Source organism: Nocardioides sp. S5-5 (assembly GCF_054954065.1).
On sequence record NZ_CP199913.1, the window covers coordinates 391,042 to 417,813 of the forward strand.

The window sequence follows — 26,772 nt, forward strand, 5'->3', positions numbered from 1 at the left end:
GGACACCGGTGGCGACGTACGACACCGACGTGGTGTGCGTCGGCGGCGGGCTCGGCGGGCTCGCCGCCGCGGCCACGGCGGTCTCCCTCGGGCTGCGCTGCGTGGTGATCGAGGCGTCGTCGTACGTCGGCGGGGGCGGCGCCTACAGCGGTGGGCTGCTGTGGGCGCCCCTGGAGCCGGACGACGACGTCGGCGAGGCCGACCGCTACCTGGCGGCCGTGCAGGGCGAGCGAGCCGGTGACGACCACCTGCGCCGGGCCGTGCTCGAAGCGGCGGTCGAGGCGCTCGCCCACCACCGTGACCGCGGTGTCCCGATCGAGGTGGTCCCGGACAACCCCGACGTCTTCCACCCGTCGGTGCCCGGGTCGCGCGCGTCCGGCCGGATGTGGGAGGTCGCCGTGCCGGGTGCACGGCTCGGTGCCCTGCGCTCGGTCCTGCAGCCGACGCCGCACTACCGGGTCGGGCTGCGGCACCGTGAGCTCTTCGGCGGCCGCGTCGACGAGGTGTCGATGCGGGAGCTGTGGGCGCGGCGCGAGGCCGAGGACATGCTGACCTTCGGGCCGGGCCTCGCCGCGGGGTTCCTGCACGCGGCGGCGGTGGCGGGCGACGCCGAGCTGCGGTTGGGCGAGCGTGTCGTCTCGCTGGCCCGCGACGGCGGCCGGGTCGTCGGCGTACGCACCGACCGGGGTCAGGAGGTGCGGGCGCGCCTGGGTGTCGTCCTGGCCACGGGCGGCTACGGCTGGGCCGAGGACGCCGCCGACCTCGAGGGGCTGCCCGACCTGGTCGAGGCGGGCCCGCCCACGATCCGCGGCGACCACCTCACCCTGGCGGCGCCGGTCGGTGCCGAGGTCGCCCGGGGCGGTGGGCCGCAGTTCACGATGGGCGCGCACGTGCGCCCGTCGGACGTGCACCCCGGCACCGACGTCCCGCTGCACAGCCAGCTGTTCGACGTGATGGGCCTGCCGCACAGCCTGGTCGTGAACCGGGCCGGCGAGCGCTTCGGCGACGAGAGCTACTACGTCGGCATCAACCAGGCCCTGGCGAGCTGGTCGGCCGAGCACAAGCGGTGGGTCAACGTCCCCTGCTGGCTGATCGTCGACGAGCAGTTCCGCCGGAGGTACCCGCTCGCGACGGTCCCCGCGGGCGCGACGTACCCCGACACCGTGACCAGCGCTCCCGACCTCGCCACCCTCGCCGGGCTGATCGGCGTCGACGCGGGCGGGCTGCTCGCCACCGTCACCCGGTTCAACGAGGGCGCGGAGCGCGGCGAGGACCCCGCGTTCGGGCGCGGCAGCCGCGCCTTCGTCCGCCGCCGGTACGGCGATGCCTCGCACGCGCCCAACCCCAACCTCGGCCCCGTCGGCGAGCCGCCGTTCCACGCGCTCCCGCTGCGCCTGCTCGGCACCGGCATGTGCACCTTCGGGCTGCGCACCGACGAGCACGCGCGGCTGCTGCGCCGCGACGGGTCTGCCGTCCCCGGCCTGTACGCGACCGGCAACGCGGCGGCGACCACCGAGTTCCGCGGCTACGTCACCGGCTACGCCAACACCCGCAACATCGCGATGGCCCACCGGGCCGTCGTCCACCTCGCACAGGAAGGCACCACCGCATGACCGCCCAGCTCGAACGCATCGCCTACACCGCCACCGCCACCGCCACCGGTGGGCGAGCCGGGCACGCCCGGTCCGACGACGGCCTCCTCGACGTCGACCTCCGCGTGCCCGAGCCGATGGGCGGCCCCGGCGGGGGCACCAACCCCGAGCAGCTCTTCGCGGCCGGCTACGCCGCCTGCTTCCAGGGCGCCCTCGGCGTCGCCGGCCGCAGGGCCAAGGTCGACACGTCGGGCTCCCTGGTGACCGCCGAGGTGAGCATCGGGCCCGTGGGGGACGCCTTCGGGCTGGCCGTCGTCCTCACGGTCGAGATCCCCGACGTGGACGAGAGCACCTGCCAGGAGCTCGCGGACGCCGCGCACGCGGTGTGCCCGTACTCCAATGCGACACGTGGCAACATCTCCGTCGAGGTCCGGGCACGCGTGGCCCGATGACCACCACCTCGGGAGGCGGCGCGGCGAGCGACGCGACCTACGCCGATCGGCCCTGGCTCGCGCGCTACCGCGACGGACAGCCCCACGACATCGAGCCGGAGTTCGCCGACCTGCTCGAGATGTTCGCCGACGCCGTACGCCGGCGGCCCGACCAGGACGCGATCCGCTACTTCGACGGCGTGCTGTCGGTGGCGCAGCTCGATGCCGCGGCCGACGCCCTGGCGGCTGCGCTGCAGCAGCGCGGGTTCGCGCCCGGTGACCGGTTGGCGCTCTTCAGCCAGAACCATCCGGCGTTCGTGATCGGCATGCTCGCCGCGTGGAAGGCCGGGGGCATCGGCGTCTCGGTCAACCCGATGTACAAGGAGCGCGAGCTCGCCCACGTCCTCGGCGACTCCGGCGCCCGGGCGCTGCTGTGCCTCGACGAGGTGACCCCGGTGGCGGCGTCGGTGCTGGGCAGCGGCTCGACCGCGGTCGAGGTCGTCGTGGTGTCCGCGAGCCGCGACTTCCAGTCCCGCGACGACGACCGGGTGCTCCCGGAGCGGGAGCCGACGCCGATCCCGGGCGCGCTCGATCTGACCGCGCTCCTGGAGGAGCACGCCGGGCAGCGACCGGTGGAGGTGCCGGCGGCCGCGCCCGACGACACGGCCTTCCTCGTCTACACCTCCGGCACCACCGGTGACCCGAAGGGCGCCCAGCTCACCCACGCCAACTTCGTGTTCAACGCCCGCAGCTACCGCGAGTGGATGGAGCTCGGTGCCGACGACGCGATCCTGGCGATCGCGCCGCTGTTCCACATCACCGGGCTGGTCGGGCACGGCGTGCTGTCGCTGCTGCTGCCCGCCCCGCTGGTGCTCGGCGGGCGGTTCCACCCGCAGGCGATGGTCGACCTGGTGCGCGAGCATCGCCCGACGTTCACCGTCGGCGCGATCACCGCCCTGACCGCGATGGCCGCCGTGCCCGGCGTCGGTCCGGCAGACTTCGCGTCGCTGACCAAGATCTACTCCGGAGGCGCGCCGATCGCACCCGCGGTGGCGGACAGGGTGGAGGCCGTGCTCGGCGGCTACGTGCGCAACGCGTACGGCCTGACCGAGACCTCCTCGATCACCCACATCGTCCCGCCTCAGCTGCGCGCACCGGTCGACCCGGTGTCGGGGGCGCTGTCGATCGGAGTGCCGATCGCCTCGGTACGCGCCCGGATCGTCGACGAGGACGGGACCGAGCTGCCGCCGGGTGAGGTCGGCGAGCTGCTGATCGCCGGACCGCAGGTGGCTCGGGGGTATTGGGGCCGCCCGGACGCCACGGCGGCGTCGTTCCCGGGCGGCGAGCTGCACACGGGCGACGTCGGGGTGATGGACGCCGACGGCTGGTTCTACCTCGTGGATCGCAAGAAGGACATGATCATCGCCTCCGGCTACAAGGTGTGGCCGCGCGAGGTCGAGGACGTGCTCTACAGCCACCCCGCCGTGGCCGAGGCAGCCGTGGTCGGCGTACCCGACGAGTATCGCGGAGAGACGGTGCACGCGTTCGTCTCCCTGGAGCCCGGCGCGAGCGCGACCGAGTCCGAGCTCGTGACCTGGTGTCGCGAACGGATGGCCGCCTACAAGTACCCGCGGCGGGTCGTATTCGTCGAGGAGCTTCCCAAGACGGCGAGCGGCAAGATCCTGCGACGCGAGCTGCGCTGGCCCTGATCCGCGCGAGGCCGTGCGGCCGGTGAGGCCGTGAGGAGTCGTTGACATCCGCGTGCAACACGAGCACACGGCCGCGAAACGTCGGTGACCTTCGATGGGTGCATGGAGCAGAGCCGACCCGTCGCGCCGCGCCCGCGGCTGGTGGTCGTCGGCTCCGGCATGGCCGCCACCCGCCTGGTCGAGGAGCTGGTCGCGCGCGGCGCACCGGACCGGATGGCGATCACCGTCCTCGGCGACGAGGACACCGCGCCCTACAACCGGATCCTGCTCTCCGCCGTGCTGGAGGGGACGCACCGTCCCGAGGCGCTGACGCTGCGCGACGAGCAGTGGTACGCCGGCCACGGCGTCGACCTGCGTCTCGGCGCCCGGGTACTCGGCGTCGACCGCGAGCACAGGGACGTGATGCTCGTCGACGGCACCCTGGTGGAGTACGACGTGCTGGTGCTCGCCACCGGCAGCATCCCGTCCCTGCCGCCGATCCGCGGCCTGGTCCGGATGGACGGGTCGCTGCACGAGGCGGTGCACGCCTTCCGCTCGCTCGCCGACTGCCGGCGCCTGCTCTCCGCGCTGCCCCACGGCCGCCGCGCCGTGGTCGTCGGCGGCGGCCTGCTCGGCCTCCAGGTGGCCCGCGCCCTCGGCGTACGCGGCATCGAGACCGAGGTCGTCGAGGGTGCCGACCACCTCCTGCACCAGCAGATCACCGCCCCCGCCGGGCGGATCCTCGCCCGTGACCTGAAGCGGCTCGGCGTGGCCGTCTACACCGGCGCCCGCGCCGTCCGGCTCGTCGAGGGACCCACGGGCCCCAGCCTCCGCCTCGACAACGGCGTCACCCTCGACACCGACCTGGTCGTGCTCACCGCGGGCGGCCGCCCGTCGACGGCGCTGGCCCGTGGCGCCGGGCTCGAGGTCCGCCGGGGCGTCGTCGTCGACGACCGGCTCGCCAGCGTCACCGATCCGTCGGTCCACGCGCTCGGCGACTGCGTGGAGCACGACGGCCGCACCACCGGCTTCGTGCCGCCCGCCTGGGAGCAGGCCGGCATCCTCGCGGGGATCCTCTGCGACGAGGCCGTGAAGTACGACGGCGCGCGCATCGTCGCCCGTCTCCGGGCCACCGACCTCGACGTCGCCGTGCTGGGCGACGCCGAGGCCGAGCTCGCGGCCGGCGGCGAGGTGGTCGAGGTCGCGAACCCGCTCTCCGGGTCGCACCGGCGCCTCGTCGTGCGCGACGGGCGGATCGTCGCCGCCACGCTGGTCGGCGACCTGTCCCGGGTCGGCCTGATCACCCAGCACTTCGACCGGCAGACCGTCCTCGGGCCGCACGAGCCCGGCGACCTCCTGCTGCCCGAACGGACCCGGGACGGCGGCAACGGCGCCGTCGTCCTGCCCGACGACGCCGAGGTGTGCGCCTGTGCGGGCGTCACCGCCGGCCGGATCCGCGCCTGCTCCTCGCTCGAGCAGGTCCGCGACACCACCCGCGCGACCACCGGCTGCGGTGGTTGCGCCAGCACGGTGCGCCAGCTGCTCAGCAGCCGGCCCGCCCTCGCCACGAAAGGCTGATGAGTCATGAACCAGCGCAAGCAACTGGTGGTCGTCGGCCACGGCATGGTCGGTCACCGCTTCGTGCAGGCGGCGATCGAGCGCGGGCTCACCGAGACCCACGACATCACGATCCTGGGCGAGGAGCCGCGCCCGGCGTACGACCGGGTCGCCCTCACCTCGTTCTTCGAGCGCGGTGCCGAGGCGCTGTCCTTCCTGCCCGGCGGCGCGTACGACGACCCGCGGGTCAGCCTCAGGCTCAACGCCGAGGTCGTCGCCATCTCCCCGCGGCAGCGGGTGATCACACTCGCGACCGGCGAGGACCTGCACTACGACGAGCTCGTGCTCGCGACCGGCGCGTTCCCGTTCGTGCCGCCGGTGCCGGGCAAGGACCTCAAGAACGTCTTCGTGTACCGCACCATCGAGGACCTCGAGGCGATCCGCGCGGCGTCGAAGAGGGCCAGGGTCGGCGCCGTCATCGGTGGCGGCCTGCTCGGCCTGGAGGCCGCGAACGCCCTGCACCAGCTGGGCCTCGAGACGCACGTCGTCGAGCTCGCCCCGCGGCTGATGGCGGTGCAGATCGACGACGCCGCCGGCTCCACGCTCAACCGCCACATCGAGACCCTCGGCCTCACCGTGCACACCGGCGCGATGACCGAGGCCGTGCTCGGCAAGGACAAGGTCACCGGTCTCGCGCTCAAGGACCGCAACCCGCTCGACGTCGACCTGGTCGTCTTCTCCGCCGGCATCCGCCCCCGCGACGCGCTGGCCCGGGCCGCCGACCTCGACATCGCCGAGCGCGGCGGCATCCTGGTCGACGAGCACTGCCGCACCAGCGACGAGCACATCTGGGCGATCGGCGAGTGCGCCGCCCCCGGTGGCCGGATGTACGGCCTGGTCGCGCCCGGCTACACGATGGCCGAGGTCGTCGTCGACGCCCTGCTCGGCGGCGAGGCCGGCTCCTTCACCGGCGCCGACATGTCGACCAAGCTCAAGCTGCTCGGCGTCGACGTCGCCTCCTTCGGCGACGCGTTCGCGACCGACGAGGACGCCCTCGAGGTCGTGTACGCCGACGCCGTGGCCGGCATCTACAAGAAGCTCGTCGTCAAGGAGCTCGCGAGCGGTGGCTACGAGCTGCTGGGCGGCATCCTGGTCGGCGACGCGTCGTCGTACGGCGTGCTGCGGCCCCTCGTCGGCTCCGGCATGGAGCTCCCGGACAACCCGGAGGAGCTGATCCTCCCGGCCGCGCGGGGCGGCGTCGAGCTGGGACTCCCGGACGACGCGCAGGTCTGCTCGTGCAACAACGTGACCAAGGCCGAGATCGTCGCGGCCGTCTCCGACGGCGGGGACTGCGACAGCCCGGCCTGCGTGACGGCCTGCACCAAGGCCGGCTCCACCTGCGGCTCCTGCAAGACCGTGGTGAAGAAGATCGTCGAGGACCACTTCGCGTCGGTCGGCAAGGTCGTCGACAGGTCGCTGTGCGAGCACTTCGCGATGACCCGACAGGAGCTGTTCGAGGTCGTCGCGGTCCACGGCTACAACCGGTTCGACGACATCGTCGAGGGCCACGGCCGGGGTCGGGGCTGCGACATCTGCAAGCCCGCGGTCGCCTCGATCCTCGCCAGCCTGCTCAACCACCACGTCCTCGACGGCAGCAACGCGACCCTGCAGGACACCAACGACGCCTACCTCGCCAACCTGCAGAAGAACGGCACCTACTCCGTCGTCCCGCGCATCCCCGGCGGCGAGATCACGCCCGACAAGCTGATCGTGATCGGCGAGGTCGCCCGCGACTACGGCCTCTACACGAAGATCACCGGCGGCCAGCGGATCGACCTGTTCGGCGCCCGGGTGGAGGACCTGCCGGCGATCTGGAAGCGGCTGGTCGACGCCGGTATGGAGTCCGGCCACGCCTACGGCAAGTCGCTGCGGACCGTGAAGTCGTGCGTCGGCTCGACCTGGTGCCGGTACGGCGTGCAGGACTCGGTCGGCATGGCGATCGAGCTCGAGCTGCGCTACCGCGGCCTGCGCTCGCCCCACAAGCTCAAGGGCGGCGTCTCCGGCTGCGCCCGCGAGTGCGCGGAGGCGCGCTCGAAGGACTTCGGGATCATCGCCACCGAGAAGGGCTGGAACCTCTACGTCGGCGGCAACGGCGGCGCCGTCCCGGCCCACGCCCAGCTGCTCGCCGGCGACCTGACGCGGGAGGAGCTGATCCGCTGCCTCGACCGGTTCCTCATGTACTACATCCGCACCGCCGACCGGCTCCAGCGCACCTCCACCTGGCTGGACGAGATCGGCGGCCTGGACCGGGTCCGCGAGGTCGTCGTCGACGATGCGCTCGGGCTGGCCGCGGAGTTGGAGAGCAGCATGGACCGCCACGTCGACTCCTACTTCGACGAGTGGCGCGCCACCATCGAGGACCCCGAGAAGCTCAGCCGGTTCGTGTCTTTCGTCAACGCCCCCGGCATGCCCGAGCCCGCGGTCGCCTTCCAGGAGGAGGCCCGCACCGCGACGCCCACGCTCACCCTCGGCACCGCCGTGTGCCGCCTCGACCAGGTGCAGCGGGAGTCCGGCGTGGTCGCGCTCGTCGGCGGCGAGGACGTCGCGGTCTTCCGGACGTACGACGACGAGGTGTTCGCCCTCGCCAACCTCGACCCGTTCGGGCAGGCCTCAGTGCTCTCGCGCGGCATCGTCGGCACCACGACCCGCGGCGACGACGAGGTGCCGTTCGTCGCGAGCCCGCTGCTCAAGCAGCGCTTCGACCTGCGCACGGGTGCGTGCCTGGACGACCCGGCGGTCGTCGTACCCACCTGGGACGTCCGGGTGGTCGACGGCATGGTGGTCGTCGGGGCGCGGCGCGAGACAATCGATTCGTGAGCGACCTTCCCCTGTCCGGTTTCAGGATCGGCGTGACCGCGGCGCGCCGCGCGGAGGAGCAGGTCGCGCTGCTGGAGCGGCGCGGGGCGAGCGTCGTGCACGCCCCCGCGCTGTCGGTCGACCCCAACCGGATCGACGAGTCGGCACTGCTCGCCGCCACCAAGCAAGTGCTCGGCCAGCCGGTCGACATCTTCGTCGCGACCACCGGCATCGGCCTGAAGTCCTGGTTCGGCGCGGCCGAGCGCTGGGGGCTGCTGACCGACCTGACCAAGCACTTGGGCACCGCCGAGATCCTCGCCCGCGGACCGAAGAGCGTCGGTGCCCTGCGGCGGTTCGGCCTGCGCGAGCTGTGGGCGCCGGCGTCGGAGGAGTTCGAGGACGTCCTCGCGCACCTGCGCGGGCGCGACCTCACCGGCCTGCGGATCGTCGTCCAGGAGCACGGCCAGTCGCTGTCGATGGCCGCCCACGCGCTGCGCCGGCTCGGCGCCGAGGTCACGACCGTCGCCGTCTACCGGGTCGAGGGCGCCGCCGACCCCGAGCCGATGTTCGGCCTGATCGAGGACATCGCCGAGCGCCGGGTGGACGCGGTCACCTTCACCGCCGCGCCGGCGATCGCCGCGATGATGGAGGCCGCCGCCTCCACCGGCCACCGCGACGAGGTGGTCAGCGCCTTCCAGGCCGACGTGATCGCCGCCTGCGTCGGGCCGGTCACCGCGGCCGCGTTCGAGATGTGGGGCGTGCCGTCGATCTACCCGGACCGCTCGCGCCTCGCCGCGATGGTCAAGCAGCTCGAGGTCGAACTGCCCTCCCGCGCCGGCGGCACCAGCCTCGACGTCGCCGGCCACACCCTGCTCCTGCACGGCGACACCGTGCTCCTCGACGGCGTCGAGGTGAAGCTCTCGCCGGCGCCGTACGCCGTCCTGCAGGCCCTGCTCGTCAACCCCGGCACCGTGGTCTCCCGCCGCGACCTGCTCGCCGCGCTGCCCTCGGGCACCGCGGGCTCCGAGCACGCCGTCGAGATGGCCGTCGCCCGGCTGCGCGCCGCCCTCGGCACCCGCTGCGTCCAGACCGTCGTGAAGCGCGGGTACCGGCTGGCGGTCACCCCGTGACGCGGGTTCCGGACGTAACGTCATTCGTTCCGTGGGCGATCACCCACGGAACGAATGACGTTACGGCGGCACCCCACCTGGTCGCCGTCGCCCACGGCACCCGCACCGCCGCCGGAAACGAGGTCGCCCGGGCCCTGACCTCCGCCGCCGCGGAGCGCCTCGGCTGGCCCGCCACCACGTCGTACGTCGAGCTGTGCGCGCCGCTGTTCGCCGAGGTCGTGGCCACCGTCGAGACGCCCGCGGTCGCCGTACCGCTGCTGCTCTCGACCGGCTACCACCTGCGCCAGGACCTGCCGGCCGTGCTCGCCACCACCGACCGCGAGGTCCGCCTCGGCCGCTCGCTCGGCCCCGACGCGCTGCTCGCCGCCGCCCAGGTCGACCGGCTCCGCGCCGCCGGCGCGACCCCCGGCCAGCCGGTGGTCCTGGTCGCGGCCGGGTCCACCGACCCCGCGGCCGCCGCCGACCTCGAGGCCGCCACCCACCTGCTCGCCCACGCCTGGGGCGCGCCGGTCCGCCTCGCCACGCTCTCCGGTCGCGGTCCGCGGCTCGCGGAGGTGGTGCGGCCGGGTGACGCCGTGTCGCCGTACCTCCTGGCCACCGGACACTTCCACCGCACGGCCCGCCACGAGGCGCTGGCCGCCGGAGCGAGCGTCGTCGCCGACGTCATCGGCCCGCACCCGCGGGTGGTCGAGTTGGTCGTCGAGCGGGCCCGCGCGCTCGCACCGGCGCTCGCCCGGGTGCCCGCCTGACGGGTGCCCGCCTGACGGGTGGGCACCGGCTCCGGTGGGCCTGCGTCGGTGATCAGCCATGCGTCACGGTTCCGTCCGCCGCCGACCTCGACGTGGAAGATGGCGCTCTCGAACCACGACCCGTCGAGGATCTGCCTCACGACGATGCGCATCCACGGCGGATACGGATACTCCAAGGAGTACAACGTCGAGCGCTACTTCCGCGACGCCCCCCTGCTGCTGATCGGCGAGGGCACGAACGAGATCCAGAAGAACGTCATCGCTCGCCAACTCGTCATCCAGAGCCGAGGCTAGGGGCACGATGGACTTCCAGGTCAAGATCTTCACCGAGCGGGTGCATGCGCTGGTCGAGGCCGAGCGCGAGGAGCTTGTCGCGCGAGAGTGGGTGCGCGGTCGAGAGCTCCACGAGCAGGGCGTCTTGCGCCGGCTGTGGAAGGTCGATGGTCTCGTCGGCAACATCGGCTGGTGGGTGGCCGACGACGAGGAGGAGCTGCGGCGAACTCTGGAGAGCCTACCGATCTGGCCCCTGGTCTCGGTCGAGATCACCCGTTTGCACCAGCACCCGCTCTTCGCCGTGATCGACGGCGAAGAGGGCCCCGGTCGCCGGCCCGCGGCAGCGGCGCCGCCGGCGTAGGTGAGCGTCCCGCTTGAGCCGTGCCGCCCCGGCTACTCGTCGAAGGTCACCCGGACGACGACTCGCTCCCGCTCGCCGGCGGCGGTCGTGGTGATGCTCGCGGTGTCGAGCGGCGCGAGGTCGGCCGGCTTCAGCTCCCCGTCGCTGAGCGTGCTGGCCCAGTCGCCGCGGTCGAAGTCGAGGTAGACGATCGTCAGCGCGTCCTTCGCGTCGGGCACGGCGTCGCGGAAGCGGTCCGAGTCGCCCAGCGTCCCCTTCGACCGGGCGAGCTGCTCCACGAAGGCGTGGTCGGCGCCGATCACCGCGACCACGCCGACCACACCGCCGACCGCTGCCACCCGGCGCTTCCTCCTGGGGCCGGGCGCCGGCTTGGGGAAGGTTCACCGGGATCGAGGACCCCTTCGGCTACGTTCGTCGCATGACTGAGACAGGGAAGGCGTGGTGGTCAAGAAGTCGCGCGGCCTGACGACGGCGCGAATCTGTACCGCCGCTTGAAGGTCCGCACCACCAGCGGCTCGACCGTGAAGGCGCGGATCGACCGGACGCTGTGGGACGCCGTCGCGGTCGGCGACGCGGTGCGCCGTACCGAAGACGGGACCGTCACCCGGGCGTGATCGTGGTCTGCTCGTCGATGGCGTCCAGCGCCGCGACGAGAGCGTCGATCTCGTCCACCGGCGCATAGGCGTTGAGTTGCAGCAGGTACAGCGCCTCGTCGGTGGGGATCACCACCGTCTTCTGGGCGATGGCGAGCCGGCGGCTGCCGACGTCGTAGCTGCCGCTGGCCTGGACGGCGTCGTACCCGTCGAGGGTGCTGGCCTCGCCCGCGTTGATCGGCTCGAGACCGTCGATCTCCTGCAGCTCCCCAGGGGCGTACTCGAGGATCCTGGCCGGGTCGGCGTCGCCGTCCAGCCGCGCCAGCAGCGCCAGCACCCGCGGTGGGTCGGCCGGGTCGGCGGCGGCGTCGAGCACGATGGCGCCGTACGACGCGGCCGCGGCGTACCTCTCGGTGGTGCTCCATCCGTCGGGCACGGGCAGGTCGACGACCGGGCCGTCGTCCTCGCGGGTGAGCGGGATCTGCTTGATCCCCTCCAGCTCGAGGTACTCGAGGAGGGTGCTCGGCTCGATGTCCGGCGCGTCCGGCATGTCCGTCGGTGTGGGTGGGGCGCTGGCCGTCGCGTCGGCCGGTCTGACGACGCGCTCGTGGTCGTCCCCGCAGGCGACCAGGCTGAGCGCCAGGAGGACGGCCGCGGGGGCGGCGACAAGGCGGGTGGGGTGCTTCACAGAGGCTCCTTCGCAGGGACGGACGGCGGCCCGTCGGGCCGGTGGCCGAACCTAGGCGTGGGCGCTTGGAGCTCACTGGGAGTGCGTCTTGGCCTGCATTCACCGATCAGCCGCTACTGCGCGCCACCAGTCGGGCACGCTCGCGGCGTTGCGGACGCTCGATGGTGCAACCAGACCGCCGTCGCGCCCCGCGCCGTGCGATCGCACCCAGCTGGTGACGCTCGCTACGCGGCGGACCGGTGAACCCAGGCTGTGCGGGCGCCGGCGTGCCCGTGGCGGCGGTGTCAGCGGCCGAGCGACTCGGGCGTGTGCAGCCGCACCAGGAACCGGCGGGCGTGCGCGGGCTCCCGGTCCGCGGTGGCCAGCGACACCGTGACCATGACCAGGACCGCGAGCGGCACGCTCCAGGCGGCGGGCTGGCCGAGCAGCGCGCCGGCCCAGCCGCCGGGGGCGTAGCCGGCGAGGGTGGTGATCGCCGCGCCGCCGGCACCGAGGCCGCCGGCCGCCAGCCCGGCGAGCGCGCCCGCGCCGGTGAGCCGGCGCCACCAGATGCCGAGGACGAGCAGCGGGCAGAAGGTCGACGCGGCCACCGCGAAGGCCAGGCCGACCGACTGGGCGACGCCGACGTTGCGGACCAGCAGCGCGGCCAGCACCGGGATGACCACGGCCACCATGGCCGCGAGCCGGAACGCCGCGACGCCCCGCTGCTCGTTGACCAACCGGCTGGTGACGTCCTGGGTCAGCACGCCCGCGACGGCGATCGCCAGGCCCGAGGACGTCGACAGGAAGGCCGCGAAGGCGCCGGCGGTGACCAGCCCGGTCAGCACGTCGCCACCCACGCCGTCGAGCATCGCGCGCGGCAGCTCGAGCACCAGGACGTCGGAGCGGCCCTGGGCCACCAGCCGGCCGCCGTACACGCGGCCCAGGGCGGCGTACACCGGCGGCCAGAGGTAGAACAGCCCCAGCAGGGCGAGCACCGCGACCGTCGTACGACGGGCGGCGCGGCCGTCGGGGTTGGTGTAGAACCGCACGACGACGTGGGGCAGGCCCATGGTGCCGAGGAAGAGCCCGGCGATGAGCGAGTACGTCGTGTACAGGCCGACCCCGCCGTCGCCCGCGACGGGGTGGGACCAGCCGGCGCCGCCGACGGTGCCGCCCGGCCGGCCGTCGCCCCACCAGACCGCGACCAGCACGGCGGCGGGGACGAGCAGCGCGGTGAGCTTGAGCCAGTACTGGAAGGCCTGGACGAAGGTCACCGACCGCATCCCGCCGGAGGTCACGTTGGCGAGCACGATCGCGGCGACGACCAGCACGCCCACCCACTCCGGCGCGCCGATCGCGGAGCGCAGGGTGATGCCGGCGCCCTCGAACTGCGGGATCAGGTAGAGCCAGCCGATGCCGACGACGAGCAGCGAGCAGGCCGCCCGCACCGTCCGTGACCCGAGGCGGGCCTCGGCGAAGTCGGGCAGCGTGTAGGCGCCCGAACGGCGCAGCGGGGCGGCGACCAGGACCAGCAGCACGAGATATCCGGCGGTCCAGCCGACCGGGTACCAGAGCATGTCGGCGCCGCCGACCAGCAGCAACCCGGCAATGCCGAGGAAGGACGCGGCGGAGAGGTACTCCCCGCCGATCGCCGACGCGTTCAGGCCCGGCCGGACGGTGCGCGAGGCGACGAAGAAGTCGCTGGTCGTGCGGGAGAAGCGCAGGCCCCAGGTGCCGATCGCCAGCGTCGCGACGGTGACCAGGACGACGGCGACCAGGCCCGGGACGTCGGCGCGCTCCATCAGCCGCTCTCCTCGGGGTCGCTGACCAGGTCGGCGAAGACCCGCTCGTTGCGCTCCGCGCTGCGGACGTAGCGCCAGGCGAGCAGCAGCAGGCAGGGATGGACCAGCACGCCGAGCACCAGCCAGGGCAGCGGGATCCCGAGCGGTCGGATGTCGGCGAGCGACGGCGCGAGGTGGAAGACGAGGGGGAGTGCGCCGAGCGTCACGGCCAGCAGGCCGAGCAGGCGCACGGCCAGGCCGAGCTGGGCGCGGAGCAGCGAGCGGAGGTACACGTCGCCGAGCGCGGTCTGCTCGTGGACGTCGCCGAGCCGGCTCACCGCCCGCCCGGCCGGGCTGTGCCGCGGAGGCCCGGTGACCCGCACCCGCTCGGTCATGACCCGCGTGCTCGCCGGACGAGGACGTCGCGCAGGCCGCGCGTGTGGCGCCGGCTCACCGGCAGCTCGGTGCCGGTCGCGCCGATCCGCACCGATGTGCGGCCGGCGTCGCTGCGCACCTCCGTGACGTGGGCCAGCGCGACCAGCAGGGAGCGGTGGATCCGGTGGAACCCGGCATCGGCCCAGTCCACCTCCAGGGTCGTCAACGGCATCCGGACCAGGTAGCTCTCGCCGGTCGCCGTGTGCAGTCGGGCGTAGTCGCCCTGGGCCTCCACGTGGGTGATGTCGCCGCGGTCCACGAACCGGGTGACACCGCCGCGCTCCACCGCGATCGGGGCGTCCGTCGCGGCCGGGGGCGGGGAGGCGCCGCCGAGGACGCGTCGTACGGCTTCGGCCAGGCGCTCGGGCCGCACCGGCTTGAGGACGTAGTCGACCGCGTGCAGGTCGAAGGCGTCGACGGCGTGCTGCTCGTGGGCGGTCACGAAGACCACCGGCGGCGGCTGCTTGAACCGTCCGAGCACCTCGGCCAGCTCGAGCCCGGTCAGGCCGGGCATCTGGATGTCGAGGAACACGCAGTCGACCTCGCGCTCGCGCAGGATCCGCAGCCCGTCGGTCGCGGACTGACAGGCGATCACCTCGCCCACCCGGTCGTCGGCGTCGAGCAGGTAGCTCAGCTCGTCGAGCGCGGGGCGCTCGTCGTCGACGACCAGCACCCTGAGTCCCGCGGTCGGCCCGCTCACACCGACACCCCGGGGGCGAACTTCGGCACCCGCACGATCACCTTGGTCCCGGCACCCGGAGCGGTCTCCACGACCAGACCGTAGTCGTCGCCGAAGGTCGTGCGCAGCCTCGCGTCCACGTTCCCGAGACCCACCGAGTCGAGCTCGGTGTCGCCGGCGAGCGCGCGGCGTACCCGCTCCGGGTCCTCGCCCACGCCGTTGTCCTCGACCTCGAGCACCGCCTCGTGCCCGCGGTCGTGGGCGACGATCGTCAGGTGCCCGGTGGCCTCGACGCTCTCCAGGCCGTGGCGCACGGCGTTCTCGACGAGGGGCTGGATGCACAGGAACGGTACGACGACCGGCAGCACCTCCGGCGCGATGTTGAGGGTCACCTGGAGCCGATCGCCGAAGCGGGCCTGCTCGAGCAGCAGGTACCGCTCGATCGAGCGCAGCTCCTCGGCGAGTGTCGTGTACTCGCCGTGGCGGCGGAAGGAGTAGCGGGTGAAGTCGGCGAACTCCACCAGCAGGTCCCGCGCCCGGTCGGGGTCGGTGCGCACGAAGCTCGCGATCGCGTTCAGCGAGTTGTAGACGAAGTGCGGGCTGATCTGGGCCCGCAGCGCACGCACCTCCGCCTCGATCATCCGGTTGCGGTGGGCGTCCAGCTCGGCCAGCTCCAGCTGCCCCGACACCCACTCCGCGACCTCCTCGGTCGCCCGCACCAGGCCCGCGGTCGGCGTCGGCGCGAACGCCTGCACCGTGCCCAGCACCCGCCCCTCCACGACCAGCGGGCTCACGACGCCGATGCGCAGCGGGCAGCCGCCGACCGAGCAGCCGAGCTGGTCGCGGTCGAGGGTGCGGGTGCTGCCCTTCTCGATCGCCAGCAGGCCCACCACCGCCGCCTGGTCGAGGTGATGGTCGCCCACCCCGTCCCACGCCAGCACCGCCTCGGTGTCGGTGATCGCCAGCGCCGGCGTGCCCAACAGTGCCCGCAGGTGCCGGATCGCCCGTTCCGCACTCGCCGTCGTCAGGCCCTCGCGCAGCGCGGGCGCGGCCAGCGACGCCTGGTGCAGCGCCCGGAACGCCGCCCGGTCCGCATCGCTGCCCAGATGGTCGCGCCGCCACCACCGTCCACCCCGCATCCGCCCATGGTGCCGTACGGCGAGCCGGGTCAGCGGAAGTCGATGAGCAGCATGCCGGAGTCGTCGTCGGCCGGCGGCTCGACGGCGGGCGCCAGCGCCACGGGGACGGTGTCCTCGCCCACCAGGTCCGGGTCCGGACCGACCGCGGAGTCGGCCGCGGGCTCGACGACAGGCCCGCCGGCCGTCGTACCGGTCGCGGCGGGCTCGTGGCGGATCGTCTTGGGCTGGATCCCGACGACGGCGCGGAAGCACTCGGTCACCCAGGGCAGCTGCATGCCGTCCATACCGCGGCCGAAGTCGTCGTAGAACGCCAGCACCTCGCGGACCCTGGAGTCCTGTCCGGTGAGCTCGAGGCCGGCGACATCGGGCAGCGAGCGTGCCAGATCCTGCACCGACGCGCGGTCGATGACCTGCCAGTGCTTGAAGGACGTCTCGTCGGCCGGCCCGAAGTACGGGGAGGAGTCGATCGCCTCGCCCACGCCCTCCCCGGTCGTGTGGTGGCCGATCAGGTTGCCGAGCCGCCTGACCCACGGGATCCGCTCGTCGCGGACGTTGCGCACCACCGCGAACGTCCCGCCCCGCTTGAGGACGCGCGCGATCTCCGGCAGCGCCAGCTCGCTGTCGAACCAGGTGTCGGCGTCCGCCGCGATCACCAGGTCGTACGTCGCGTCCGCCGCCGGGATCTCCTCGGCCGCGGTCTGCGAGACCCGCAGCTCCGGAAGCCGGGTCCCGAGCCGGTCGAGCATCCGCGGGTCCGGGTCGGTCGCATGCACGTCGTGGCCGAGCGCGACGAGGTGCTCGGTCAGCTTGCCGGTACCGGCCCCCAGCTCCAGCACGGCCAGCGGCTGCTCGCCGGTCAGCCACGCCACGGCCTCGCGCGGGTAGCCGGGGCGGCCGCGGTCGTAGGCCTCGGCCACACTGCCGAAGCAGAGGCCGGGTGCGTCGGGGGTGGAGTCGGTAGCCATCGGGCCGAGCGTACGGCGGCAGCGCCCTCGGATCACGGAGGCTCGCGAGCGCGCCAGTAACGTTGCCGAGTGACCACCGACCCCCACGCCTGGCTGATCTCCCTCGAGGGCGTCCCGTCCGGCTTCGCCGGCGCCCGCGACGGCATCGACGTGGTGCTGCGTGACCGCGGCCTGCGCCGGACCAGCCCGGAGCTGACCGCCGAGTCGCTGCTGCGCGGCGCCCACGCCAGCGCCGTGCTCGAGGGCTCCGCATCCACGCTCGCCGAGGTCCGCGCCGGCGAGGGCGACGAGGTCGCCGCGGACGCGGTTCGCCTGGCCACCGAGCTGCTCTCCCTCGTCCCCGTCGTACGGCGCCAGCCGCTCCAGGCGCTGGCCCGGATGCACACCGTGGCGGCCCGGGGCGTGCTGCCCGACGAGCTGCTCGGCCGACCCCGCGACGGCGAGTCGGCGTCCCGGCTGCGCGGCATCGCCGAGCTGATCACCGCCCCCACCGAGGCGCCCGCGCTCGCGGTCGCCGCCGTCGTCCACGCCGAGATCGTCGCCGCCGCGCCGTTCGGCTCCCACAACGGGATCGTGGCTCGTGCGAGCGAGCGGCTGGTGGCGGCCGCCCGCGGCGTCGACGAGAAGTCGCTCGTCGTACCGGAGGCCGCGCACCTCGCCCTGCGCCCCGAGTACGAGTCCAACCTGCGCGGCTGGGCCAGCGGCAGCCGCGCCGGCATGCACTCCTGGCTGCTGTACGCCGTCGAGGCCTGGTCGGCCGCCGCCGAGGCGAGCCCGCTGGTGCGCGACATCGAGTAGCACCTGCAAATGCAGGTGGCACCCGAGCCATCGAGTGTCTCGGGTGCCACCGCTGACACGTGAACCGTGGCTACCAGGCGTGCATCATCAACAACTGCTCCGGAAGTCTTCCGGAAGCAAGCGCCCAATTCGGAAGGGTAGATCGCCGCGTGGGTACCGGGATCACGTGTTGCTCTTGAGTTCTTGGTGTCCTTTGTACGCCGGTGTCCGGCCACCTTCAAGGGTTGTCTTTTCGGTGGGGACGGGGAACGCTGGCCGGTTGGGGGCAGGTCTCTGCTCGGCGGTGGGTCAGGCGCTGAGCGCTCGCCGCCGGGCGCCGATCCACACCGCCGCGCCGACCGCGACGACACCCCCGACGGCGAGGGCGGCGAGGGTCGGCTTCGGCGGCGGCAGATGCAGTCGCGACTGCAGCGCGACCGGCCGGGTGAACACCAGGACCGGCCAGCCCCGGGCGGCCGCGACCTTGCGCAGCTCCTTGTCCGGGTTGACGGCGTGCGGGTGGCCCACCACCTCGAGCATCGGCACGTCGGTCACCGAGTCGGAGTAGCCGTAGCTGTTCGCCAGGTCGTAGCCGACGCTCTCGGCCAGCGCCCGGATCGCGTTCGCCTTCTCCTCCGCGTAGGCGTAGTACTCGATCTCGCCGGTATACCGCCCGTCCTCCACCTTCAGCCGGGTCGCCACGACCCGGTCGGCGCCGAGCAGCGCGCCGATCGGCTCGACCACCTCGCTGCCGGACGTCGAGACGATGACGACGTCGCGGCCCGCGGCGTGGTGCTCGGCGATGAGGCGGACCGCTTCGTCGTACACCAGGGGGTCGACGATGTTGTGCAGCGTGTCGGCCACGATCTCGCGCACCGTCGCGACGTCCCAGCCGGCCGTCAGCTGCGACATGAACTGCCGCATCTTCTCGACCTGGTCGTGGTCCGCGCCGCCGACCATGAAGACGAACTGGGCGTACGCCGAGCGCAGCACCGCGCGCCGCGAGATGAGGCCGCCGGCCTGGAACGGCTTGCTGAAGGCCAGCACGCTCGACTTGGCGATGATCGTCTTGTCGAGGTCGAAGAACGCGGCGGTGGGCGGCGTACCCGCGGAGGCCATGCGTCCATCCTAGTAGCGTGTCGTGGCTAAGACGCGGAGTTGGGAGGTGCCCGGGTGCGTGCATCGCAAGGCGGCGCAGCGCTGGCATACCGGGTCGTCTGTCGAGCTGCGTCAACGTGGCGAGGTGCGTGCCTGGGCGACTCCCAGCCCGCGTTTTAGCTGCGACGCGCTACTAGGGATCTCACCCGTCCCACCCGTCGCCCACGCCGCCGTTCGGCGTCCACAGCCGGCGCTCGCCGGGCGTCGTCCACAGGCGGGCACGGTGCCCCGCATGGTCGTGTCGGACCGTGGCGACAACCTCGTCATGACACGCAACCGACCCCTCCCGTCCCCGCACGCCCGCGCCACGGACGTGCCTCCCCTGGTGGTGACCGCCGATGACGACCTGCTCGCCGAGCTGCTGCCGCTCGCCGCCGCGGCCGATGTGGCCCCGACGATCGCGCGCGACCCGCTGACCGCCCTGGTCACGTGGAGCCGCGCGCCGGTCGTCCTCGTCGGCGCCGACCTCGCGGTCGCGATGGTCCAGGCCGCCCCCGAGTCCCGTGCGCGCACCTATGTCGTGAGCGGACCCCGCCCGCCCGACCAGCTGTTCCGCACGACCCTCGAGCTCGGCGCCGAGAACGTCCTCGAGCTGCCCACCTGCGCCGGCTGGCTGGTGGAGCTGCTCGCCGACCTCACCGAGCAGCAGTCCGACCGCGGCCGGGTGATCGGGGTGATCGGCGGCACGGGCGGTGCCGGCGCGACCACCTTCGCCTGCGCCCTGGGCCAGTGGGCCGCGCGGTCCGGCGACGCGGTCGTCGTCGACTGCGACCCGCAGGGCCCCGGCCTGGACCGGATGCTCGGCCTGGAGCGCTGTGACGGCTTCCGCTGGGACGCGCTGTGCCAGACCACCGGCCGGCTCTCCGCGCGCTCGCTGCGGGAGGCACTACCGCGGCGGGGCCGCTTGGGCGTGCTGTCGTGGTACGTCGATGGGCGGACCCAGACGCTGCAGGCGTTCGCCGTGCGGGAGGCGCTCTCGGCCGCCCGTCGCGGGCACCGGGTGGTCGTCGTCGACCTCCCGCGCTCGCCCGACCCGCTGGTCGACGAGATCGCCGCGCGCTGCGACGAGCTGCTCGTGGTGACCCTCGGCAGCGTCGTCGGAGTGGCCGGTGCCGCCCGGATGCGTGCCCGGTTCGCCGACCACGCCGGGCCCGGCGTGGTGCTGCGCGGCGACGCGTTCGGCGCGGCTGAGGTGGCGCGGGCCGTGGGGCTGCCGGTCCGCGCCCAGATGCGGAACCAGCACCGGCTCGCGGAGGCTGTCGACCTCGGGTTCGGTCCGTTGCGCTCGCTGCGCGGGCCGCTCGCGCGGGCGGCGCAGCGGGTGCTCGACGCGCCGGCGGACCAGGTCGCGGCGTGATCGCGGAGACCGATCTCTCGGGGCTGGTCGAGGACGTGCGCGCCCGCCTGGCCCGGACGCCCGGCGAGCTCAGCCCGCACCGGGTGGCCGACGCCCTGCGTGCCGCCGGGCGGCCGGTCGGCGACGCGACCGTGCTGGCGGTCTACGAGGCGCTGCGCCGCGACGTCGTCGGCGCCGGCCCGCTCGAGCCGCTGCTCGCCCTGCCCGGGATCACCGACGTCCTGGTCAACGGCCCGGGGGCGGTCCGCATCGACCGGGGCGACGGCGTCGAGGAGACCGACGTCGTCCTGCCCAGCGAGGAGTCCTGTCGCCGGCTCGCGCAGCGCCTGGTCGCGAGCGGCGGGCGCCGACTCGACGACGCCGCGCCCTGGGCCGACGTCCGCCTGCCCGATGGGACCCGCTGCCATGCCCTGCTCGCGCCCCTCGCGCAGCCGGGGACCGCGATCTCGCTGCGGATCCCACGCCGTGGCGGGCTCAGCCTGGCCGAGCTGCACGCCTCCGGGACGCTGACCGAGCCCGGTCTCGAGCTGGTCCGGCAGGTGGTCGAGGCACGGCTGGCCTTCCTGGTGACCGGCGGCACCGGCGGCGGCAAGACCACGCTGCTGGCCGCCCTGCTCGGTGCCGTCGACCCCGGTGAGCGGATCGTGGTCGTCGAGGACGCCGCCGAGCTCCGGCCCGCGCATCCCCAGGTGGTCGGACTGGAGGCGCGGCCTGCCAACCTGGAGGGTGCCGGAGCGGTCGCGCTGCGCGACCTGGTCCGCCAGGCGCTGCGGATGCGCCCGGACCGCCTGGTCGTCGGCGAGGTCCGCGATGCCGCGGTCGTCGACCTCCTCGCCGCGATGAACACGGGGCACGAGGGCGGCTGCGGCACGCTCCACGCCAACTCCGCCGCCGACGTACCGGCCCGCATCGAGGCGCTCGCCCTCGGCGCCGGACTGGCCCGTGGGGCCGCCCACAGCCAGTTGGTCGCCGGCCTCGACGCGGTCTTGCACGTGCGCCGCGACCGCGGCTCGGGCCGCCGGCGCCTGGGCGAGGTCGCGGTCGTCGTCCGCGGCCCCGACGGCCTGGCCCGCACCGAGGTGGCGGTCGCCTTCGACGCCGCGGGCACGCCGGCCGCCGGCCCCGGCTCGCGCCGTCTCCTCGCCCTGCTCGACGGGAGGAGGTGATGGGCCCGCTCGTGGTCGCGTCGTTGGTCGCCGCCGCCCTGGTCCTCGTGGCGCCCGGACCCGCTCGTCTGCCCGCCGCCTCGTCCCGGCCGTCTCGACGGCGCGTCCTGCTGGTCGTGGGTGCCGCCGCGACGACGGCGACCGTGGTCACCGCGGCCGGTGGGTCGACCTCGGGGCTGGTCCTCCCGCTGCTGGGCCTCGCCCTCACCAGCGCGGTCGTCCGGGCGCTCGCCGCGCGCCGCCGCGACCGGGCCGCGACCGACGTACGCCGCCGCGTGGTCGAGCTCTGCGACGCGCTGCGGGCGGAGCTGGCCGCCGGGCAGACCCCGGCGGTCGCGCTCGACCGGGCCGCGGCCGAGTGGCCGTTCGTCGCGCCGGCGGCCCGAGTGGCGCTGACCGGGGGAGATGTGGCGGCCTCCTTCCGGACGCTGGCCAGGACGCCGGGCGGCGACGCGCTCCGAGTGGTCGCGGGCGCCTGGTACGTCGCGCACCGGACCGGCCACGGCCTCGCCGACACCCTCGCCCGGGTGGCCGTCGACCTGCGCGCGGTGGAGCGCACGCGGCGGGTGGTCGGCGGCGAGCTGGCCTCGGCGCGGGCGACCGCTCGGCTGCTCGCCGCGCTGCCCGTGGTCGCGCTGGTGCTGGGCTCCGGCACCGGCGCCGACCCGCTCCACTTCCTGATCGGCCAGCCGGCAGGACTGGCCTGCCTCGCCGGAGGCCTGGCCGCCGGGTACGCCGGCCTGATCTGGATCGAGGCCCTCGCCCGCGACGTCGAGCGCGATGGCTGAGGCGGTCCTGGTCGGCCTGCTGACCGGCCTGAGCCTGCTCCTCGGTCCTGGAACGCCGCGGCCCGCGGACACCTCGACCGCGCCGGCGCCGGCGTCCACGATCGGTGACCACGGGTTGCTGCGCCGCGGCCGCGTCCTGTGGGCACTGCTCTCCGGAGGCGGTGCCGCTGTGGTCCTCGGTGGTCCGCTGGCCCTGCCGGCCGGGGTCTCGGTGGGTGTCGCCGTCTGGGCGGCGGCCGGCCGGCTGGAACCGCGGGTCGTGCGGCAGCGGCGCGAAGAGGTGCGCCGCGACCTGCCCCACGTCGTCACCCTCCTCGCCGCCGCCCTGCGCTCGGGCGCCGCGCCCGTCGAGGCGATCGAGCTGGTCTGCCGTGCCCTGCCGGGGGCCGCCGGTGAGCGGCTGGCGGCGGTTGCCGTGCGCCTGCGGCTCGGGGGCGACGTGGCCGCCATCTGGGCCCGTCTGGCCGAGGATCCCGACCTCGGGCCGCTCGGACGGGCGCTCGCCCGCACCCACCGGACCGGGGCACCGGTGGTCGCCGCCGTCGAGGGACTCGCCGACGAGCTCGGCGCCCGGGCCCGGGCCGAGGCGGAGGACCGGGCGCGCGCGGTCGGCGTGCGGGCCGCCGTACCGCTGGGGGTGTGCCTGCTCCCCTCCTTCCTGCTGCTGGGCATCGTCCCGCTCGCGGTGTCCCTCGCCTCGAGCATCGTGAGCTGACCTGCCCAGGAGCCTCATCCGTACCACCGCGAGCCACTCGTCGTCCCCAGGCCGCCCATCCACCGGTCTCCGTCCACAGGCCGGGCCGCCCCGAACCGCCGGAGTCGGCCGCCCCGCGCAGGCTCACTCCCAAACAGCCGCGCCCGGCGGCTGCCGACGAACGGAGAGACCCGTGCCCCTACTCACCTCCCGCCCCTCGGAGCGGGGCGTCACCACCGCGGAGTACGCCGTCGCCACCGCGGCCGGCGCCGGCTTCGCCGGCCTGCTCTACAAGCTGCTCAGCGGCGGCTTCGGCGACAAGCTGATCAAGACCCTGTTCGACCATGTCCTCAACCTGCTCGGGCTGGGCTGAGTGGGCGCCGCCGCGCCGCCGCGGCGAGCGGGGCGCGGTGACGGCCGAGCTCGCCCTGGCCCTCCCCGTCCTCCTCGCCGTGACGGCCGGCCTGGTGTGGCTGCTCGCGGTCGCGGTCGCCCAGGTCCGCACCGTCGACGCCGCCCGCGAGACGGCCCGCGCCCTCGCGCGCGGTGACGGTGTCGACGAGGCGGTGGCGTTGGGCGAGCGGGTCGCGCCCGCCGGTGTCCGGCTCTCGGTCACCCGCTCGGGCGACCGGATCGTGGTCCGGGCGCGGGCCCGGATCGGTGGTCCCGGCGGGCTGTTCGGCGCGGTTCCCGGCGCGACGGTTCGTGCCGAGGCGGTCGCGCTCACCGAGGGAGGAGGTCCGTGAGCCAGCGCGGCGCCGCCACGGTGCTGACGGTCGCGATGGCGGGGGTGCTGCTCCTCGTCGGGGCCGCGACCGGCGTGGTCGGCGCGATCGTGGCCGCCCATCGCCGTGCGCAGGCGGCCGCCGACCTCGCGGCGCTCGCCGGGGCCGCCGCCCTGGCCGGGGGCCGAGCCGGACACCCCGGCCGCGATCCCTGTACGGCGGCCGCCGAGGTCGCCCGAGCCAACGGTGGTGCGCTCGCGAGCTGCCACGTCGAGGGCTCCGAGGTCGTCCTCGAGGTCCGCGTCAGCGGACCCCGCTGGCTCGGGCAGAGCCGCGACCTGACCGCCGCTGCCCGCGCCGGCCCGGCGTCCGCAGCGTCCGGTGTCCGCGTGGGGTCAGCCGTCGTCGTCGGAGAGCTCGCCGCGGCGTCGATCGAGCTCGACCTGGTCCAGCTTCTCGGACAGCTCGGAGAGGCGCCTGTGCTCCTTGCGGCGCCGCCAGCCCTGCTTCGCGCCGGCCTTCATCAGCCACAGGCCGAGGACGACCAGCAGCGTCGAGACCGCGCCCCACAGCACGAGCGTCCCGGGAGCGACATCCCAGTTGAGGATCTCGGCGGACCGGTGCTTGTAGTCGATGCTGGCGCCGAAGAGGCTGAGCACCAGCGCGATCACACCGACGACCAGGATGACCAGTCCGAGCAGCAGCATGGCGACAGGCTACTCGGACGAGCCGTCGCCGTCGGTCGCCGCGCGGAGCAGCACGTCGAGCAGTGCGACCGCGCCGGCCTTGTCGAGCGGGTCGTTGCCGTTGCCGCACTTCGGTGACTGGATGCACGACGGGCAGCCGCTGGCGCACTCGCAGGCCGCGATCGTCGCCCGGGTGGCGCGCAGCCAGGCGGCGGCGGTGCGGTAGCCCCGCTCGGCGAAGCCGGCCCCGCCCGGGTGTCCGTCGTGGACGAACACGGTGAGCACGCCGGTGTCGGGGTGCCGGGCGGTGGAGACGCCGCCGATGTCCCAGCGATCGCAGGTCGCGAAGAGAGGAAGGAGGCCGATCGAGCAGTGCTCGGCGGCGTGGGCAGCGCCCGGCAGGTCGGTCGAGGCCATCCCCGAATCCGCGAGCAGCGCACCGACGGCGTCGTCCGGGACGGTCCACCAGACCGCGGCGGTCGAGAGGGTCCGGGCGGGGAGGTCGAGCGGCCTCTCGTCGATCACCTCGCCCGTCCGGGTGCGCCGGCGCAGGTACGACGTGACCCGGCTGGTCACCTCGACCGTCCCGAAGGCGACCCGGCAGCGGCCCCAGTCGACGTGCTCGCGCTCCTCGACGATCGCGATGTCGGTGACCTCGCGGGCGGTGGTGGTGTGGTCGACCTCGGCCCGGCGCAGGGTCGCGACGTGCTCTTCGAGGTCGAGCGACTCGACGAGCCAGGTCTCGCCGCGGTGGAGGTACACGGCGCCCTCGTGGGCGGTGCCGTGGACGCGGCCGCCGTCGACAGTGCCGACCACGCGGCCGGTGCCGGCCTCGACCAGCTGGACCTGCGTGCCGCCGGCCGAGCGGATGTCGGCGAGATCGGCCGCGCGGCCGCGGTCGGTCCAGTACCAGCCGGCGGCGCGGCGGCGCAGCAGCCCGCGCTCGACCAGCGACCGGAGGACCTCCCGCGTCCGTGGGCCGAACAGCGGGGCGTCGGCGACGGTGACGGGCAGCTCCTGCGCGGCCGCGCACAGGTGGGGACCGAGGACATAGGGGTTGTCCGTGTCGAACACGGTGCCCTCGACCGGTCGGCCGAGCAGCGCCTCGGGGTGGTGGACGAGGTAGGTGTCGAGCGGGTCGTCGCGCGCCACGAACAGCCCGAGCGCGCCGCCACCGTCGCGCCCGGCCCGGCCGACCTGCTGCCAGAACGCCGCCCGGGTGCCGGGGTACCCGGCTACCACGACCGCGTCGAGCCCGCTGATGTCGATGCCGAGCTCGAGCGCGTTGGTCGCCGCCATGCCGAGCAGCCGCCCACTGCGCAGGTCCTGCTCGAGGGCGCGGCGCTCCTCGGGGAGGTAGCCGCCCCGGTAGGAGTCGATCCGTCCGGCCAGGGACGGGTCGACCTCCTCGACCAGCTCGCCGGCCCGGCGGGCCACGGTCTCGACGCCGTGCCGGGAGCGCACGAACGCGAGGGTGCGGACGTCCTCCACCACGAGGTCGGCGAGCAGGTCGGCGGTCTCGGCGGTGGCGGGCCGGCGGACCGGCGCGCCGTGCTCCCCCTGGTACGACGTCAGCGGCGGCTCCCAGAGGCCGAGCGCCAGCGCGCCGCGCGGCGAGCCGTCCTCGGTCACCGCGGTCACGTCGAGCCCGGTCATCCGGCGGGCCGTGACGTCGGGATCCGCGATCGTGGCCGACGCGAGCACGAAGGTCGGCGAGGACCCGTGGGACGCGCAGATCCGCCGCAGCCGGCGCACGATCTGGGCGACGTGGGCGCCGAACACCCCGCGGTAGTGGTGGCACTCGTCGATCACGACATAGCGCAGCGACCGCAGGAACGAGTGCCAGCGCTCGTGGCCGGGCAGCAGCGAGCGGTGGAGCATGTCGGGGTTGGACAGCACGTACTCGGCGTGGTCGCGGGTCCACTCCCGCTCCTCGGCGGTGCTGTCGCCGTCGTGGGTGGCGACCCGCACGTCGAGTCCCAGGTCGCGGATCGCGGCCCCCTGGTCGTGGGCCAGGGCCTTGGTCGGGGCCAGGTAGAGCACGGAGGCGCCGCGCTGCCCGCGCGGACCGCGGGCGGCGCGGATGTCGCAGAGCGCGGGGAGCAGGTAGGCGAGCGACTTGCCGGACGCCGTACCGGTCGCCACGACGACGTGCTCGCCCCGATGGGCGGCCTCGGCCGCCGTCACCTGGTGTCGCCAGGGGAGGGCGACGCCGCGCGCGGCGTACGCCGCGACCACCTCCGGGTCGGCCCACGCGGGCCACCTCGCCGTGGCCGCCGCCCGGGCGGGGACCCGCTCGCGGTGGGTCAGCCGGTCCGCCCGGGAGGGCGGCGCGACCAGCCGGTCGAGCAGCGCCTCCGGGTCGCGTCGCCGGGTCGGGGCGACGTCGAGATCGGGCTGCGCGGTCATCCTCTGATTGTCTCTCGGACCCCCGACACGACGCGCAGGCATACCGACGGGATGTCCGCTCCTTGCGCGTGCCTGTGCCGGGCATGGTTTGATAAGTCCCACCAGACGGAGAA

27 protein-coding genes and 1 pseudogene are annotated in these 26,772 nt (G+C 74.4%); 18 read left to right on the forward strand and 10 right to left on the reverse strand.

Annotated features, from left to right (window positions below):
- Nucleotides 1–8: 8 nt before the first annotated feature.
- From ACUP6Y_RS01780 to ACUP6Y_RS01820, 9 genes are all read left to right on the forward strand, one after another.
- A complete protein-coding gene (locus tag ACUP6Y_RS01780; RefSeq protein ID WP_462553889.1) occupies nt 9–1,613 on the forward strand; it encodes an FAD-dependent oxidoreductase in 1,605 nt (534 codons plus the stop codon).
- On the forward strand, nt 1,610–2,044 hold the full coding sequence (locus tag ACUP6Y_RS01785) for an Ohr family peroxiredoxin (protein WP_462553890.1): 435 nt from the start codon (nt 1,610–1,612) through the stop codon (nt 2,042–2,044). The genes ACUP6Y_RS01780 and ACUP6Y_RS01785 overlap by 4 nt, the downstream gene beginning before the upstream one ends.
- Nucleotides 2,041–3,732, forward strand: a complete 1,692-nt coding sequence (locus ACUP6Y_RS01790; protein ID WP_462553891.1) for an AMP-binding protein — start codon at nt 2,041–2,043, stop codon at nt 3,730–3,732. The genes ACUP6Y_RS01785 and ACUP6Y_RS01790 overlap by 4 nt, the downstream gene beginning before the upstream one ends.
- 102 nt (nt 3,733–3,834) lie before the next feature.
- Nucleotides 3,835–5,289: an FAD-dependent oxidoreductase gene (locus ACUP6Y_RS01795; protein ID WP_462553892.1), complete on the forward strand. Its 1,455-nt coding sequence runs from the start codon at nt 3,835–3,837 to the stop codon at nt 5,287–5,289.
- Between the two features lie 6 nt (nt 5,290–5,295).
- Nucleotides 5,296–8,145, forward strand: coding sequence for a nitrite reductase large subunit NirB (nirB, locus tag ACUP6Y_RS01800; RefSeq protein ID WP_462553893.1), 2,850 nt, complete (start codon nt 5,296–5,298; stop codon nt 8,143–8,145).
- A complete protein-coding gene (locus ACUP6Y_RS01805; RefSeq protein ID WP_462553894.1) occupies nt 8,142–9,254 on the forward strand; it encodes a uroporphyrinogen-III synthase in 1,113 nt (370 codons plus the stop codon). Before nirB ends, ACUP6Y_RS01805 begins: the two co-directional genes overlap by 4 nt.
- Nucleotides 9,251–10,003 (forward strand): sirohydrochlorin chelatase, encoded by a 753-nt coding sequence (locus ACUP6Y_RS01810; protein WP_462553895.1) that lies wholly within the window; start codon nt 9,251–9,253, stop codon nt 10,001–10,003. The genes ACUP6Y_RS01805 and ACUP6Y_RS01810 overlap by 4 nt, the downstream gene beginning before the upstream one ends.
- 99 nt (nt 10,004–10,102) lie before the next feature.
- Nucleotides 10,103–10,297, forward strand: coding sequence for an acyl-CoA dehydrogenase family protein (locus tag ACUP6Y_RS01815; protein WP_462553896.1), 195 nt, complete (start codon nt 10,103–10,105; stop codon nt 10,295–10,297).
- Between the two features lie 7 nt (nt 10,298–10,304).
- On the forward strand, nt 10,305–10,637 hold the full coding sequence (locus ACUP6Y_RS01820; RefSeq protein WP_462553897.1) for a muconolactone Delta-isomerase: 333 nt from the start codon (nt 10,305–10,307) through the stop codon (nt 10,635–10,637).
- Nucleotides 10,638–10,669: 32 nt separating this feature from the next.
- On the opposite strand, the gene ACUP6Y_RS01825 is transcribed toward ACUP6Y_RS01820, so the two are convergent.
- The gene (locus tag ACUP6Y_RS01825; RefSeq protein ID WP_462553898.1) at nt 10,670–10,975 is read right to left on the reverse strand and encodes a hypothetical protein; all 306 of its coding nucleotides are present in this window, start codon (nt 10,973–10,975) and stop codon (nt 10,670–10,672) included.
- 141 nt (nt 10,976–11,116) lie between these two features.
- On the opposite strand from ACUP6Y_RS01825, the gene ACUP6Y_RS01830 reads away from it, so the two are divergent.
- The gene (locus tag ACUP6Y_RS01830) at nt 11,117–11,251 is read left to right on the forward strand and encodes a DUF7489 domain-containing protein (protein ID WP_462556591.1); all 135 of its coding nucleotides are present in this window, start codon (nt 11,117–11,119) and stop codon (nt 11,249–11,251) included.
- Here the strand turns inward: ACUP6Y_RS01830 and ACUP6Y_RS01835 are convergent.
- The 6 genes from ACUP6Y_RS01835 to ACUP6Y_RS01860 all read right to left on the reverse strand — a co-directional run bounded on the left by ACUP6Y_RS01835 (nt 11,238) and on the right by ACUP6Y_RS01860 (nt 16,899).
- Nucleotides 11,238–11,918, reverse strand: a complete 681-nt coding sequence (locus tag ACUP6Y_RS01835) for an LpqN/LpqT family lipoprotein (RefSeq protein ID WP_462553899.1) — start codon at nt 11,916–11,918, stop codon at nt 11,238–11,240. The two genes, ACUP6Y_RS01830 and ACUP6Y_RS01835, sit on opposite strands and share 14 nt — an antisense overlap.
- Before the next feature lie 284 nt (nt 11,919–12,202).
- Nucleotides 12,203–13,702, reverse strand: a complete 1,500-nt coding sequence (locus ACUP6Y_RS01840; RefSeq protein ID WP_462553900.1) for a sodium/solute symporter — start codon at nt 13,700–13,702, stop codon at nt 12,203–12,205.
- Nucleotides 13,702–14,076, reverse strand: a complete 375-nt coding sequence (locus ACUP6Y_RS01845) for a hypothetical protein (RefSeq protein ID WP_462553901.1) — start codon at nt 14,074–14,076, stop codon at nt 13,702–13,704. The genes ACUP6Y_RS01840 and ACUP6Y_RS01845 overlap by 1 nt, the downstream gene beginning before the upstream one ends.
- Nucleotides 14,073–14,816, reverse strand: coding sequence for a LytR/AlgR family response regulator transcription factor (locus tag ACUP6Y_RS01850; RefSeq protein WP_462553902.1), 744 nt, complete (start codon nt 14,814–14,816; stop codon nt 14,073–14,075). Before ACUP6Y_RS01850 ends, ACUP6Y_RS01845 begins: the two co-directional genes overlap by 4 nt.
- Entirely contained in the window at nt 14,813–15,934 is a 1,122-nt protein-coding gene (locus tag ACUP6Y_RS01855) for a sensor histidine kinase (RefSeq protein WP_462553903.1), read from the reverse strand. The genes ACUP6Y_RS01850 and ACUP6Y_RS01855 overlap by 4 nt, the downstream gene beginning before the upstream one ends.
- A 29-nt stretch (nt 15,935–15,963) precedes the next feature.
- A complete protein-coding gene (locus ACUP6Y_RS01860) occupies nt 15,964–16,899 on the reverse strand; it encodes a class I SAM-dependent methyltransferase (protein WP_462553904.1) in 936 nt (311 codons plus the stop codon).
- 69 nt (nt 16,900–16,968) lie between these two features.
- Here ACUP6Y_RS01860 and ACUP6Y_RS01865 point away from each other — a divergent pair, with 69 nt between their 5' ends.
- Nucleotides 16,969–17,697 (forward strand): oxidoreductase, encoded by a 729-nt coding sequence (locus tag ACUP6Y_RS01865; protein WP_462553905.1) that lies wholly within the window; start codon nt 16,969–16,971, stop codon nt 17,695–17,697.
- A gap of 288 nt (nt 17,698–17,985) precedes the next feature.
- Here ACUP6Y_RS01865 and ACUP6Y_RS01870 read toward each other — a convergent pair whose 3' ends face one another.
- Nucleotides 17,986–18,795, reverse strand: coding sequence for an HAD family hydrolase (locus ACUP6Y_RS01870; protein ID WP_462553906.1), 810 nt, complete (start codon nt 18,793–18,795; stop codon nt 17,986–17,988).
- Between the two features lie 304 nt (nt 18,796–19,099).
- Between ACUP6Y_RS01870 and ssd the strand changes: the two genes are divergently transcribed.
- The 7 genes and pseudogenes from ssd to ACUP6Y_RS01905 all read left to right on the forward strand — a co-directional run.
- Nucleotides 19,100–20,191: a septum site-determining protein Ssd gene (gene ssd, locus ACUP6Y_RS01875; RefSeq protein WP_462553907.1), complete on the forward strand. Its 1,092-nt coding sequence runs from the start codon at nt 19,100–19,102 to the stop codon at nt 20,189–20,191.
- Complete coding sequence (locus tag ACUP6Y_RS01880) at nt 20,188–21,357, forward strand: TadA family conjugal transfer-associated ATPase (RefSeq protein ID WP_462553908.1); 1,170 nt, start codon at nt 20,188–20,190, stop codon at nt 21,355–21,357. The genes ssd and ACUP6Y_RS01880 overlap by 4 nt, the downstream gene beginning before the upstream one ends.
- A complete protein-coding gene (locus ACUP6Y_RS01885; RefSeq protein WP_462553909.1) occupies nt 21,357–22,145 on the forward strand; it encodes a type II secretion system F family protein in 789 nt (262 codons plus the stop codon). Before ACUP6Y_RS01880 ends, ACUP6Y_RS01885 begins: the two co-directional genes overlap by 1 nt.
- Nucleotides 22,138–22,860, forward strand: a complete 723-nt coding sequence (locus ACUP6Y_RS01890; RefSeq protein WP_462553910.1) for a type II secretion system F family protein — start codon at nt 22,138–22,140, stop codon at nt 22,858–22,860. The genes ACUP6Y_RS01885 and ACUP6Y_RS01890 overlap by 8 nt, the downstream gene beginning before the upstream one ends.
- Before the next feature lie 172 nt (nt 22,861–23,032).
- Nucleotides 23,033–23,212 carry a DUF4244 domain-containing protein gene (locus tag ACUP6Y_RS01895; protein WP_462553911.1) on the forward strand — a complete coding sequence of 60 codons (180 nt, stop codon included), beginning with the start codon at nt 23,033–23,035 and terminating at the stop codon, nt 23,210–23,212.
- Entirely contained in the window at nt 23,184–23,585 is a 402-nt protein-coding gene (locus tag ACUP6Y_RS01900; RefSeq protein WP_462553912.1) for a TadE family type IV pilus minor pilin, read from the forward strand. Before ACUP6Y_RS01895 ends, ACUP6Y_RS01900 begins: the two co-directional genes overlap by 29 nt.
- Nucleotides 23,582–23,917, forward strand: a pseudogene (locus ACUP6Y_RS01905) (Rv3654c family TadE-like protein); the annotation flags it as partial. The gene ACUP6Y_RS01900 and the pseudogene ACUP6Y_RS01905, both read left to right, overlap by 4 nt.
- A gap of 42 nt (nt 23,918–23,959) precedes the next feature.
- Here the strand turns inward: ACUP6Y_RS01905 and ACUP6Y_RS01910 are convergent.
- Nucleotides 23,960–24,271 carry a hypothetical protein gene (locus tag ACUP6Y_RS01910; protein WP_462556840.1) on the reverse strand — a complete coding sequence of 104 codons (312 nt, stop codon included), beginning with the start codon at nt 24,269–24,271 and terminating at the stop codon, nt 23,960–23,962.
- 9 nt (nt 24,272–24,280) lie between these two features.
- Complete coding sequence (locus ACUP6Y_RS01915; RefSeq protein ID WP_462553913.1) at nt 24,281–26,659, reverse strand: DEAD/DEAH box helicase; 2,379 nt, start codon at nt 26,657–26,659, stop codon at nt 24,281–24,283.
- Nucleotides 26,660–26,772: the final 113 nt, after the last annotated feature.